This window comes from Thermoanaerobacterium xylanolyticum LX-11 (assembly GCF_000189775.2).
GTDB classification, from domain to species: Bacteria; Bacillota; Thermoanaerobacteria; order Thermoanaerobacterales; family Thermoanaerobacteraceae; genus Thermoanaerobacterium; species Thermoanaerobacterium thermosulfurigenes.
The window spans coordinates 809347-821705 of the sequence record NC_015555.1 but is presented as its reverse complement, the minus strand read 5'-3'; the positions used below and the strand labels follow the sequence as shown (position 1 = coordinate 821705).

Annotated in this window: 11 protein-coding genes, 1 tRNA gene and 1 pseudogene; 3 read left to right on the top strand and 10 right to left on the bottom strand. The window is 33.1% G+C overall.

The window, feature by feature from the left end; translation table 11 throughout:
• Positions 1-91: 91 nt before the first annotated feature.
• Positions 92-709: a nitroreductase family protein gene (locus tag THEXY_RS04015; RefSeq protein ID WP_013787563.1), complete on the top strand. Its 618-nt coding sequence runs from the start codon at positions 92-94 to the stop codon at positions 707-709.
• A gap of 30 nt (positions 710-739) precedes the next feature.
• Here THEXY_RS04015 and yfcE read toward each other — a convergent pair whose 3' ends face one another.
• The 9 genes and pseudogenes from yfcE to THEXY_RS03975 form a co-directional block, all read right to left on the bottom strand.
• Positions 740-1291, bottom strand: a complete 552-nt coding sequence (yfcE, locus tag THEXY_RS04010) for a phosphodiesterase (protein WP_013787562.1) — start codon at positions 1289-1291, stop codon at positions 740-742.
• 49 nt (positions 1292-1340) lie between these two features.
• The gene (gene queF / locus THEXY_RS04005) at positions 1341-1835 is read right to left on the bottom strand and encodes a preQ(1) synthase (protein WP_013787561.1); all 495 of its coding nucleotides are present in this window, start codon (positions 1833-1835) and stop codon (positions 1341-1343) included.
• A gap of 15 nt (positions 1836-1850) precedes the next feature.
• A complete protein-coding gene (locus THEXY_RS04000) occupies positions 1851-2339 on the bottom strand; it encodes a QueT transporter family protein (protein ID WP_013787560.1) in 489 nt (162 codons plus the stop codon).
• Positions 2340-2549: 210 nt separating this feature from the next.
• Positions 2550-2696, bottom strand: a pseudogene (locus THEXY_RS12340) (sugar phosphate nucleotidyltransferase); the annotation flags it as partial.
• A 40-nt stretch (positions 2697-2736) separates the two neighbouring features.
• On the bottom strand, positions 2737-4956 hold the full coding sequence (locus THEXY_RS03995) for a YhgE/Pip domain-containing protein (RefSeq protein WP_013787559.1): 2220 nt from the start codon (positions 4954-4956) through the stop codon (positions 2737-2739).
• An 86-nt stretch (positions 4957-5042) separates the two neighbouring features.
• Positions 5043-5624, bottom strand: a complete 582-nt coding sequence (locus THEXY_RS03990; RefSeq protein WP_013787558.1) for a TetR/AcrR family transcriptional regulator — start codon at positions 5622-5624, stop codon at positions 5043-5045.
• Between the two features lie 85 nt (positions 5625-5709).
• Positions 5710-6585 (bottom strand): DNRLRE domain-containing protein, encoded by an 876-nt coding sequence (locus THEXY_RS03985; protein WP_013787557.1) that lies wholly within the window; start codon positions 6583-6585, stop codon positions 5710-5712.
• 32 nt (positions 6586-6617) lie between these two features.
• The gene (locus THEXY_RS03980) at positions 6618-8393 is read right to left on the bottom strand and encodes a TPR domain-containing glycosyltransferase (RefSeq protein WP_013787556.1); all 1776 of its coding nucleotides are present in this window, start codon (positions 8391-8393) and stop codon (positions 6618-6620) included.
• A 44-nt stretch (positions 8394-8437) separates the two neighbouring features.
• Positions 8438-9091: a DUF6385 domain-containing protein gene (locus THEXY_RS03975; protein ID WP_013787555.1), complete on the bottom strand. Its 654-nt coding sequence runs from the start codon at positions 9089-9091 to the stop codon at positions 8438-8440.
• 280 nt (positions 9092-9371) lie between these two features.
• Here THEXY_RS03975 and THEXY_RS03970 point away from each other — a divergent pair, with 280 nt between their 5' ends.
• Together THEXY_RS03970 and THEXY_RS03965 are read left to right on the top strand one after the other, a co-directional pair.
• Entirely contained in the window at positions 9372-10883 is a 1512-nt protein-coding gene (locus tag THEXY_RS03970) for a hypothetical protein (protein WP_013787554.1), read from the top strand.
• A 372-nt stretch (positions 10884-11255) separates the two neighbouring features.
• Positions 11256-11339 (top strand) — tRNA-Leu (locus tag THEXY_RS03965).
• Positions 11340-11447: 108 nt separating this feature from the next.
• On the opposite strand, the gene THEXY_RS03960 is transcribed toward THEXY_RS03965, so the two are convergent.
• Positions 11448-12164 carry a hypothetical protein gene (locus tag THEXY_RS03960; protein ID WP_013787553.1) on the bottom strand — a complete coding sequence of 239 codons (717 nt, stop codon included), beginning with the start codon at positions 12162-12164 and terminating at the stop codon, positions 11448-11450.
• Positions 12165-12359 lie beyond the last annotated feature (195 nt).

The following is a 12359-nucleotide window of genomic DNA, read 5'->3' as shown; positions in this document are numbered from 1 at the left end:
CATATTACATAGTATGTTTATAGGAATTCTTTGTTTTTCAAAAAATATGTGGTATAATTTAGTTGTAACTTCAAAACTAGGGGGAAATTTTATGAAAGATTTAAAAGAAGTGTTCGAAGAAAGGCGTTCTGTCAATTTCTTTGATAAAAATAAAGGACTTGATGAAGATACATTAAAGAAAATAATCGACTTAGCAGTTTTGGCCCCATCTGCGTTCAACTTACAACCTTGGGAAATAATCGCTGTAAAGTCAAAGGAAGCAAAGGAAAAACTTTATGATGTTGCATTGAAACAGCCAAAAATTCTTGATGCGCCAGTAACTTTAATCATGATTGGCGATAAAAACGCATATAAGGAAGACAATCCTGCTTGGTGGTATATGAGAGATGTGGGAATTCCTGATGATAAGATTCAAGGTAGCATCGATTTTGCTAAAAACATGCTTTACAATACAGACTTAAAGGCGAACAATTTTGCCGTTAGAAATACATCGCTTTTAAGCATGTCCATAATGTACGCCGCAAAATACTATGGCGTTGACTCACATGCAATGATCGGCTTTGAGGAAGATAAGTTAAAAGAAGCATTTGGTATACCTGATGACAAGGTCGTAGTGATGCTTATATCTCTCGGATACTTTGATGAAAGCAAAACGCTTTATCCAAGGTTAAAGAGAAATGGATATGAAAAGATAGTAAAAGTCCTATAAATATGACTAAAACCACCTATTTAGGTGGTTTTAATTTTTTATTTCAAGTATCTTATTGCCTGTATCTATGTCTAAAATATATATGCCATCATCATCAATTATGCTTATAGTATTTATTCCATCATCTCTTTTGCTTAAAGATGTAGAACCTGGATTTACGATTATGCAGTTGTCATGTCTCTTCAACACCGGAATATGAGTATGTCCAGTAATAAAATAATCAAGCTTGTACCTGAAAATTAAATCTTGTATTCCGTCTTCGCTGATCTGAACACCGTGCTGTACTAAAAACCTTTTATTCTCAATCACTGCAAAGACGTAAGGCGATTGAATAGGGATGTTCAATACCATTTGGTCTACAGATGCATCACAGTTTCCTTTTGATATCAAAATAGGTATTTTGCAATCATTTATGGCAGAAATAAGTTTCTTAGGATTATATCCAGACGGAATATCATTTCTGGGACCATGATACAAGACATCCCCTGCATGCAATATTAAATCAGCATCGTGAAGATAGCTAATAGCTTTTTCCCACGATGTATAATCGCCGTGTGTATCGCTTATTACCCCTATTTTCATGTATTGCATCTCCTTTAACGTCAATTGATATTTATATTATATCACAAAATCACCTGTTATCTACTTTTTCAGGGTACATATCATGGTAAAAAAGCCTTTTTTGTGCTACATCTTCCCACTTCGTACCAGGTCTTCCATAGTTGCAGTATGGATCTATAGATATTCCACCTCTTGGCGTAAACTTACCCCAAACTTCAATGTATTTTGGATCCAACAGTTTTATTAAATCCTTCATAATTATATTTACGCAGTCTTCATGAAAATCACCGTGATTTCTAAAGCTAAAAAGATAAAGCTTTAATGATTTACTTTCAACCATCAATTTGTCTGGAACATATGAAATGTATATTGTAGCAAAGTCAGGCTGTCCTGTCTTAGGGCAAAGGCTTGTGAATTCAGGGCAATTGAACTTTACAAAATAGTCATTCTCTTGATGCTTATTAGGGAATGTTTCAAGCAAAGATGGATCGTAATCGAAAATATACTTAGTTTCTTTATTCCCTAATTGAGATAACCCATTAAGCTCTTTCTCATCTCTCGGCATTATACTCACACTCCATCATAATTTGTTTTTCAACTGTTTGACTAACAGTACACCTACAATTCCGGGTATAATCTGACCTACTGTAATGCTTATGGCTAATATGTGATACGGTATTTTAAGCAAAACAGAAAGCCAAATTGGCACTATAAGGCCTGGAAATAATATTATAGGAATTGAGATAAACCAATCATTTAGACGATACTTTCTAACAAGGTAAACTGCATACGACGTCAATATGCCTACAAAGAAGCCTCCAATCATATCAGGAAGCCCTAAGCCTCCCATTAAAATATTACTAAGCATATTGCTTAATCCCATTGGCAATACCAAAAATGGAAAAATTGCAGACAACGCATAAATCGATGTTGCTATTCTTATTTGGTACTGGCCAAAAGCAAAATTTTGTGTAAAGTACATTACAACAAGGTACAATGCAATTACCAATCCAGAGATAGTCAATTTTTGAGTAAGGCTGTACTTTTTTTTTAAAAATCCTACGTTCATGATATACCTCCTAAAATTTCCAGTTATCACATCCTTCCATAAACATAATGAAAAAAGAGCACAGCCCACCTGTGCTCATATATGCAAACTTTCAATTTGCAATGCCCGTAGTTTTGTTTATAGACAGGATGGTTTCGAACTGTCTTATTCAATTACTTATTTATTTTAACACCTTTATAAGATTTACACAAGATTTTTTATTTATACCCATAGCTCCAATTCCAATTCTATCGATCTGTCGAAGTGATCCTCTATCGCTCTTTTGTTTCTTCCTGTTATTATGAGTATATCCTCTATGCCTGAGTTTACAGCTTCCTCAACTATATACTGAATCGTAGGTTTGTTTACTATTGGCAGTTTCAAAATTATTAAATATTTATGTGAATCTTATGTGAATTTAATTTGCCGCATTTAACTTTTCATCAATTTTATTCTTATCTCCTACTTTTCCCGACAGCAAAATTGACAAAAGCATAAATAAAATCCCAAAACATGCTAAAATAAATAAATCATGAGTAATCACTCCTGTATTAGAGCCTGAAATGGCTTCTCTCAATGCTTGAGTACCGTATGTCATTGGGAAAAATGGATTTAGAATATTAAAGAATTTCGGCTCTAATTCCATAGGAAATACGCCACCAGATGATGTCAACTGTAGCATCAAAAGCACAACGGCGAAGAATTTTCCTGCCATGCCAAGAAGCATTACAAAAAAGCCAATAATAAATACAAAAACCACAGACATTACAGCATTTATAACGTAATAGTAGATCAAATTGTTCACAGGCAATTTAAGTGCTTCTATCAATACAAAACCAGAAACTATCGATTGAAAAATGCCTAAGATGCTTAAGCTCAGCAGTTTACCTACGACAATTGAAGCGTTGCTAATATCTTTATAGCCGTTTTTATCGTAAATATCTATTATAAAGAATAAAATCAATGCGCCAACCCAAAGTGATAAAGGTATGAAATACGGTGTAAACCCAATGCCATAATTCGCTACTGGATTTAATCTCTTAGTATCAAGAATAATAGGTTCATTTATCATGCTCTTTTTCTCATCACTTGTACCCATCACTTCTATTTTGTCAGATGCATCACTAAGTTTTTTATAAAGAAGATCTTGATTTTTGTATAGTTTCTCCATGTTTACTTGTATCTGCTTGCTGCCATTAGATACCGTCACCAACCCGCTATTTAAGTCTTTAGAGCCATTGTATAAACTAGAAGCACCTTGTTTTAATGCATTAAGTCCATCATTAAGTTTTAAAAGCCCGGATGTAATTTCGCTCATCTTTTGATTTAACAACGATATTCCATTTGCATACTGAGAAATGCCATTGCTTAAATTATTTTCACCATTTATAATTTCTGTTACGACTGACTGCAATTGAGATACCCCATCATTCAATTTGTCATATCCAATTGTTAAATTATTAGTAGCGCTGTCTAATTTTTTAAGAGAATCGTTCAATGCATCCATCTTGGCCTTGTTAGTTTCAAGTCCATTGATTATTTGTTTTAATCCTGAATTTGATTCTGACACAACGGTAATCGCCGTCTTAAAATCCGCATCTGACATGGCCTCGGGATGTTTATCAACATAATTGTTTAATGCAACAACGGCGCTGTCCAAATTTGTCTGAATACTGTTCAATCCGTTACTTACCGAATCAAATTCTGTCAAAAATGACGATAGACTCTGACCAATTTGATCGTAACCATTTGTTACAGCAGTCGAACCGCTTTTCAATTGGTTTATGCTATTGCTTATCGCATTAAGACCTTGACTCACTCCATTTAAACCACTCTTTATATTATTCATTCCATTTAAAATCAAATTGCTATTTTTGTCTACTTCATCTAACTTCTGAGATAAAATCTGAGCGCCATTTGATAAATTTGACGCGCCATAAGATGCGTTATTTGCCCCAATGCTTAAATTGTACAACCCATCTTTAAATTGATTTGTTCCAGCCAAAGCTTTGTTAATGCCATCATTCAATTTTGAAACGCCATCATTTAGCATTTTTGCACCGTCTGATAATTGTTTTTCTGCTAAAGAGGCTTGTTTTAAACCATTTCCCATGTTTTTGACATTTGAAAAAACAGTATCTATATAGCTTTTTCTTATCGTATCAGCTATTCTTTGCGTCAAATTTTCTATGGCTTTATTTCCAAGCTGTGTCGCCAAAAAATTCTTTTTGTCATTTGTCATATACTGAATATGAGCTTTTTCTACGGCATTGCCATTGACACTTAAAATATTTTTGGAAAAGTCTTTCGGTATTACTATCATAAAATAATATTTATTGCCTTTTAAACCATCTAAACCATCATCGTAGCTTACAAAATTCCATTTGAAATCATGATTGTTTTTTAATTCCTTTACAATGTCATCCCCAAAACTTTTATATTTTCCATCGTATAGCACACTTTTATCCTGATTCACAACTGCAACTGGAAGTTTGTCTAACTTGCCATATGGATCCCAAAATGCATACAAATAAAGAAAACTATACAATAGCGGCATAAAAATAATTACTATGACAGCTAATCTAATAAATCTGTTTTGGGCCAATTTTTTAAGCTCATTAGAAATCACACCTATCATAAATACACCTCCAATATTTTTTATACTGACCAGTCAGTTCTAACTTATTATAGTATCTTTCATTTTAAAAGTCAATAAAAAAACCATTATAAAGATTTATCTCTATAATGGATTCCATTAAATGTATATTCAATAACACTATCTGCTATATGTTCTGGGTCTATAACATCATTATTTCTAAATTGAAAGATAATAAGAGAGCTTATCATGCCAAAAAAAGCAGAAGACAACAACTTTTTGTCACATTTTTCTATTAACTTTTCTTCAATTCCTTCATCGATGATGTCTTCAATAATCTTTAAATAATCGTAAATTTTTTCTCTAAAGCTATTCTGAATCTCTTCTTTTCCCCACAATTGACTTAGCAATATAAGGACAAAATCTTTATACTTAAATAAAAAATTCGACTGAACTACAATTATTTCTCTCAGTTTTTCTGCAGAATTTTTCATGTGGTTTATTTTCTCCAGTATTTGACTCTTTAAAAGTGACAATCCTTCGTCTATCAAAAAGATCAATATATCATCTTTGCTATTAAAATGATAATAAAGGGTTCCCTTGGCAACCCCTGCCTTATCTGCAATTTCATCCATTGTGGATTTGTAAAAACCTTTCTGAGAAATTATATCTATTGCTGCATTAAATATCTTTTCCTTTGTCTTATTCATTTAACACTATCCCTCTTCATTCGATATTATGCTATTAATATTATAATACATTTTTATACATTTTTTTAATTTGTGCCGCAATTTTTTAAACTTGTGCCTCAAACCACACGGTAATGTTTGCTCCTTTTCCTACATCTTTGTTTTTATATGATAGCCTTGAATATTGAGAAAATAAATAAGGTACCAATGCAACTGTTTTGCCTGCATCTAAAATTATTTCATTGCCATCCTCTATCCATAAATCATCACCAGGACTTATGAGGAGTTTTATTATAACTGAATTTTCACTTGTATTATACACGAAGTACGTATATTTGTCATATGCTGAACAATCATTTACATCTGTAAAATTTTCCTCGTCATATACTGTGTAAGTAGATTTTGCCTTCACAAATCTTCTTTCATTTAACGTAAAGGGGTATCCAGTTATATAAGTCAGTTGCAACATTGGCCTTAGAGAAATGTTTATAGTTTCATCTTTCGAATAAAAACTTTTCGTTTCAAAGTTTTGTACTTCTGGCGTTTTAAGCATTATCCCATTGTTTACGTAAAGCCCACTTATCCATCCATTAACTATATTCGTTATATTAAATCCATACCATCCTTCTTTTGTCACGGCTTTTGTAGAGCCAAATACTGTTTCGTCAATATTCGGCCCATTATTCCATGTTGCTGTATTTTCATCCCATTCATCCACAATTAAAAACGGTGTAATATATGCAGGAATTGATGAATTTGTTGCATAATTGAAATAAAGCTTTAAAATAGCTTCAACCACGATAGAACCTTGTGGCAACATTCCCAAATCAAATTGTATAAGAGCTCTGTACACCGATTTTCCAGAAAAACCAATGTAATACCTACCGATCCAAAGTGTAGGATCACTTCCTCTATTGCTGTTGGGGTAACCCGATTCTAATGACGTATCTTTTGTGGATGGTTGTATAATTACAGAAGGCATTCCATCACCCCTACAATCAAAAATCAAAACAATTAACTAATTTTATCTTCCTTTTTCCCACATAAATTGCTTAATATAATCATACCTTCTTCATCGATTATATCAAATAGCTTCATAGAACGTGTCAATTCTTCTTCAGCAAGTTTGTATGCTCCATGTCGATAATAAAGCTTTCCTAATCTCAGCAGAACATCTTTCTCATTTACCATATTAAGCATATTTAAAGATTTTTCAAACAACTCAAATTCCTGAATCTCAAATAATTTATCGAGTATAATAAAAATAACATTTGTATATGTGCCAGTGTCTTCAACGCCTATTGGCAATACCACATCTTTTTTAAGCAATAGGTCAAATTTGAAAAATACTTTATAAGCCTCTATAAAGTGTTTTTTTAACGACAACATTGGATTTTTTATATCTTTACCAATTAATAAACGGCAAATAATATTATTAATATGACTATCAAGGATGTATTCACCACCATCTATCATTTCAAAACATTCTACAGCTTCACCATATTTGTGTAAATACATCAATGTTCTTCCCTTTATATAATACGTTATATTATTCTTTAGTGAATTTAGTGCCATGTCTATAAATTTTAGCGATTCATGATACTTGCCATTTAAAAAGAATATATCGCTTATAATCGTATATGCTTCAGGTGACACGTCAAAATGCGAAACAATTTTTTCTATAGCAGTCTTCTCATCATATCTGCTGAAATAAGCGTTTGATAATTTGTACAGTATTGCTTTATTGGACGGATTAAGTCTGAATGAATTCAAAAAACATTCAATAGCATTGTCAAAATCTTTTATATCCATAAAAACTTCCCCCATGGCAAGGTAAGCTTTAAATCCGCCTACGCCTGTTATAAACCTATAAATAAGTGGCGGTTCTCCCATATCTATGCATCTTTTAAAGCAATTTATGGCTTCTTGATAATGATTAATCCTGTGATATAACATACCTTTTAAAAACATTATATCAGTTACATTCGGATATTTTTCAATAGACTCATTGCATAAGCTAAATGCTTCGTCAACCTTATTTAGTTGATTTAAACAAATAATCATCCTGATAATTAGTTTTGTCGTATAACCGGTCTTAACATCTTTTGAACAATAAAATGACTTTTTGAAGTAGTTATACGCACGCTCATAATCACCCAACGCCATGTACTCTGCTCCAATATTGAAATTGTGAAAAGGATTGTCTGGATCTCTTTTTAGCTCTTTTTTCAGTATAGACATGTTCCTATTTCTTTTATCTTTTTCTTTGATGATTTTGCTCAAATAGCCGTAGTGATAAACTTTTATCGGAACTTCTGCTACATTTCCACCATGATTTAATATTGAAATCAATATCTGTTCATGAATAGCTCCAATAAATCTATACTCAGCTTTATTCTTTATGAGCCTTACATTTAAGTTTGAAAGAGCATCTGAACCTGGTTCCTCTCCCACATAGCTTATTGTTTCGAATAAATATGCATCAATTTTATCATCTTCCAAAAGCACATTTATCATTTTTTTACCGTCTTCATCAAGTGCATCATCAGCATCCATCAACAAAATCCGATCACCTTTTGCCTTATCTAATGAAAAATTTCTGGCTGCACTAAAGTCATTATTCCATTTATAGTAAAATACTGTTGCACCAAATTTTTTCGCTATGTCCACCGTTTTATCAGTACTACCTGTATCCACGATTATAATTTCATCGACTACGTCGTAAACACTTTTAAGGCATCTTTCAAGATTGTCTTCTTCATTTTTTACGATCATGCACAGGCTTAACATTTGAATCCCCCTTTCGAAAATATATGGGGCTTAAAGCCCCATCGTTAAACCTGAGCGTTGTAATAAAATTCTGCAGTAGCTGCGGCACCGCCTGTATCGTAATACAACCTTGTATACTGCATAAATTTTACAGCAGTCAAGACCGTAATAGATCCACCTGCCAGACTAATACTATTGATGTCATCGACGAAATAAGTGTCAGTAGTAGTAGGACTTATCTGAAGTTTGATAGAGATAGTATTAGTACCTGTATTCGTAATATAATAAGAGTACATAGATTTGTTGCATGTATTCTCCATCAGAACAACACCTGTTCCAGTTACACCTGCAATATTTGTAGAGTCTTCTAAGAATGTCCTGCTTCCAAGTGTAAATGAATCGGTTGAAGCAGTAAGAGGCCTTATATCCAATGATGATGCAGTTACAGTCACTGTTCCAGCGACTGTAACTGTACCACTGCTAATGGTCACAGAATCAGTTGTACCACTTAAAGGTCTTATATCAAAATTTGATGCAGTAACCGTTAGAGTTCCTTGTGCCGTTACTGTACCTGCTACAGTCACAGAACCATCAACAGTTGATAAAAGCTTCCCTGTCGTCGAATCTAACAATAGAGGTGTTGGTATTGTTCCTTGCATTCCATGAACCAAAGTTTTTAGTTGCTCTGCCACTGGATTAAAAACTATATTGTTAGGCATCTATATCCCCCCTCTTTTTATGAATATTCTCGGCAACTTCTGTTGCCTGATATATCTGAATTTCAGGAGACATCTTTTAAATTTATCCCCCAAAATTTCATTCTGAAATCCTTTTTCGATTTCCAATTCATTTACATCTTTATTTACATTGTAAGATTTTTTCTTTATATTTTCCTTTTTTTAACATATATGGTTACATTCTATCTTGACTTTTTTAAATCGCCCCAATAATCGAAATGGATGGTGTTTTTACCATACTACTTGTTATTGAGGTGATTTTATGTTGGGCGCATGGCGTTCGCATTCTGATTATCAGTCTTTCCTTGTCGAAAATATTCAACCCATTTATGCTTCAGATAAAAATCGTGTCCTTCAATTTTCTGAAGCTTTATCTAAACTCTATAATTTAGATCTTGATGTTCTTAAACTTGTACTGGAACCTTATTACTCTAATACTGGTTCTCCAGCCAAAAACCAGCCTGAAGTTTTTCGGTCTTTTGTACTTATGTCTCTTCTTAAATGTCACAGTATTACTAAATGGGTTTACATGCTTCATCATGATGACCTTTTGTGTTACATGATTGGCGTGTCTCCTGATAATATTCCTGGTGTTGGTACTCATTATGACTTGATTAACAGGTTATGGCTTGAGGATCCTGATATTGAAAAAGACCGACAGGATTCTCTCCATCCTTTTAAACGCAAACCACGTAAAAAACTTGCTAAAAATCAGAAGCTTCCACCACGCCACCCTGGTATTATACAGAAATTTGTTGATTTGGCTTTACAGGGTAAAATTTTTGAGTCAAGACCTGAGAAGCTTCTTCAACAAATTTTTGCCGATGTTGCTGTTAGGCCTTCCGCCAATGATGGCATCCTCGGTGATATTGAAAAACTTACTATTTCTGGTGACGGTACTTGCATTAAAACCGGCGGAAGTCCTTTCGGTATTAGAACTTGTGATTGTGCTAATAAGGGTATATTCAATTGTGACTGCCATCGCAAGTTCTCTGACCCCGATGCTCGCTATGGTTGGGATAGTTATCATGAGACATGGTTTTATGGTTATTCTGGTTATTTTTTAGTGACATATAACGAAGAGCTTAAATTTGATATTCCGATTTATCTTCGCTTGGTTGAGGCTCCTCGTTATGATGGTGTTACTGCTATTATTGCTTTGTCTGAAGCAAGGGCTTTGTATCCTGATTTCGTTTTTGATAAATTTATTGGTGATTGTGCTCATGATAATTACCCTACTTATCATCTTCTTAATAAGTGGAATATTAAACCTGTAATTCCGCTTAATAAGAAGAATAAAAACAACAGCAAGTACCAAGGTACTATTAAAATCAATGAAAATGGTATTCCTGTCTGTATGGCAGGATTACCTATGGTTTACAATGGTTTTATGAAAGACCGTAACAGAATTAAATGGCGCTGTCCTTTTGCGACTGGTAAAGTTGATTCATGTAATTGTAAAGATAAGTGCTCCTCTTCTGATTATGGTAGAACCGTTTATACGAAGCCTTCATCTGATCCTCGCTTGTTTACCGTCATTCCACGTGGTTCTGATGAATGGAAATGCGAGATGAAAAAGCGAACTTCTTCTGAGCGTGTTAACAAAAGGCTTCTTAATGACTATGAGTTGGAGCTATCTAAAACCAGAGGCAAAAAGCGTTGGTCTTTCTGGATTATGATACACTCTATTAATATCCATCTTGATGCTAGATTGAAAAAATCTAAGTTTGATTTTATTTCTATGCTTGATGGATTATTAGGTAGAGTAGCATAAATATTGAGATTCCATATACTGTTAATTTTTAAACCTATTTTATTAGGCTTTATTTCTTATACTCTTTTTTAAAATTGATTTTCATTATTTTACATTTTCTTTCCTCTTTTCAGTATTTTATCGCAAAGGCTTTGTTATTTTCTGTATCTAATTTCTAATTTATGCCATAGTATGACGCTGGAAATTAGTTTCCGAAATTACTCTTTATATATTATGAAGATATAACTTATTTGTTACAGAAATATATATTATTAATATGTATAGAAAAACTTGTATATAGAAATGAGATTTTTAAACCATATCCACTATTGACATTTTAACGAATATTAATTATAATACCATTGTTAAGTTTTTTGACATAAAAATTTATGTGCGGATGTGGCGGAATTGGCAGACGCGCTAGACTTAGGATCTAGTGTCTTTGACGTGGGGGTTCAAATCCCTTCATCCGCACCAAAAATATATGAATTGTGATGGAGATATACATAGATAAAGGCGTTGACCTACTTTTAGGTTAACGCCTTTTAGTTTTAAGACTATCCATACATATTATCTATAAATTTTTTATGAAAAATTGAGATAATAAAGTAGGTCTGAAAGCTGCGTTTTTCTAATGTCCCATTTCCTTCTGTAAAGTTTAACCACTTTATATGGCAGGTTTAGGTTATTTACAAACTTAAAAAACTCATCGTCAAGCCAAGGTGGTGTCCATGCACCCGATCTGCATATATGTATAGCTGCTGTATATATACCATTAGGCAATGCATCAATATCATTGTAATATCTAACCTTAAAAAGTTTATTAAAATCTTTAAAATCCTCTGGCTTTTCAGTTGTATGATGGCTGTATACTATATGAGCCCTTTTTATCCGACCTTCATTTAACAGTTTACCCATCCAATTAGCACAATTTAACTTAAAACTTACTGAACTAATTCCCCCATATCCTAAATCAGCATGCGTATCTAAAGAGTACACTTCTTCACATTCATTTTTTATAGCTATATGATATGACAACATGTGAGACTCAGACACGTATACTTCAATGTCTTTTTCAAAACTGAAATGTTCTCTTATCTTATCCCAAAAATTATTCAACCGCAAGGATATGCCTACCGATTTTTCTAAGTCAACACCTCTTAAAGAGCTTTCTAAATACCTTTTATACCATATCCACTCTATATTTCTTGGTGTCTCAGTGTAGGAATTCAACCACTCTTTTTTAAAGGAATAAAGTAATCCCAATCTATACTTAGTAGACTGCGAACCATATCCCTTCATCACCCAAAATGCTTAGAATAGTGGTTTCTCTCTATTTTTCAAATTCCATACATTATATTATATCAGAGATTTCGCATCAAAATTCCAGCAAAAAATTTATCTTTACAAGAATTTTTATATTTTACATCTAGTTGAATATATGGTAATAGTAAATCCATTTAGATGCTAAAAAAGTTATACTTTCCCCTTACCCCA

Bases quoted from the DNA above. Each gene is read 5' to 3' on its own strand.
- THEXY_RS04015 (WP_013787563.1), top strand. From the start codon at position 92: ATGAAAGATTTAAAAGAAGTGTTCGAAGAAAGGCGTTCTGTCAATTTC.
- yfcE (WP_013787562.1), bottom strand. From the start codon at position 1,291: ATGAAAATAGGGGTAATAAGCGATACACACGGCGATTATACATCGTGG.
- queF (WP_013787561.1), bottom strand. From the start codon at position 1,835: ATGCCGAGAGATGAGAAAGAGCTTAATGGGTTATCTCAATTAGGGAAT.
- THEXY_RS04000 (WP_013787560.1), bottom strand. From the start codon at position 2,339: ATGAACGTAGGATTTTTAAAAAAAAAGTACAGCCTTACTCAAAAATTG.
- THEXY_RS03995 (WP_013787559.1), bottom strand. From the start codon at position 4,956: ATGATAGGTGTGATTTCTAATGAGCTTAAAAAATTGGCCCAAAACAGA.
- THEXY_RS03990 (WP_013787558.1), bottom strand. From the start codon at position 5,624: ATGAATAAGACAAAGGAAAAGATATTTAATGCAGCAATAGATATAATT.
- THEXY_RS03985 (WP_013787557.1), bottom strand. From the start codon at position 6,585: ATGCCTTCTGTAATTATACAACCATCCACAAAAGATACGTCATTAGAA.
- THEXY_RS03980 (WP_013787556.1), bottom strand. From the start codon at position 8,393: ATGTTAAGCCTGTGCATGATCGTAAAAAATGAAGAAGACAATCTTGAA.
- THEXY_RS03975 (WP_013787555.1), bottom strand. From the start codon at position 9,091: ATGCCTAACAATATAGTTTTTAATCCAGTGGCAGAGCAACTAAAAACT.
- THEXY_RS03970 (WP_013787554.1), top strand. From the start codon at position 9,372: ATGTTGGGCGCATGGCGTTCGCATTCTGATTATCAGTCTTTCCTTGTC.
- THEXY_RS03960 (WP_013787553.1), bottom strand. From the start codon at position 12,164: ATGAAGGGATATGGTTCGCAGTCTACTAAGTATAGATTGGGATTACTT.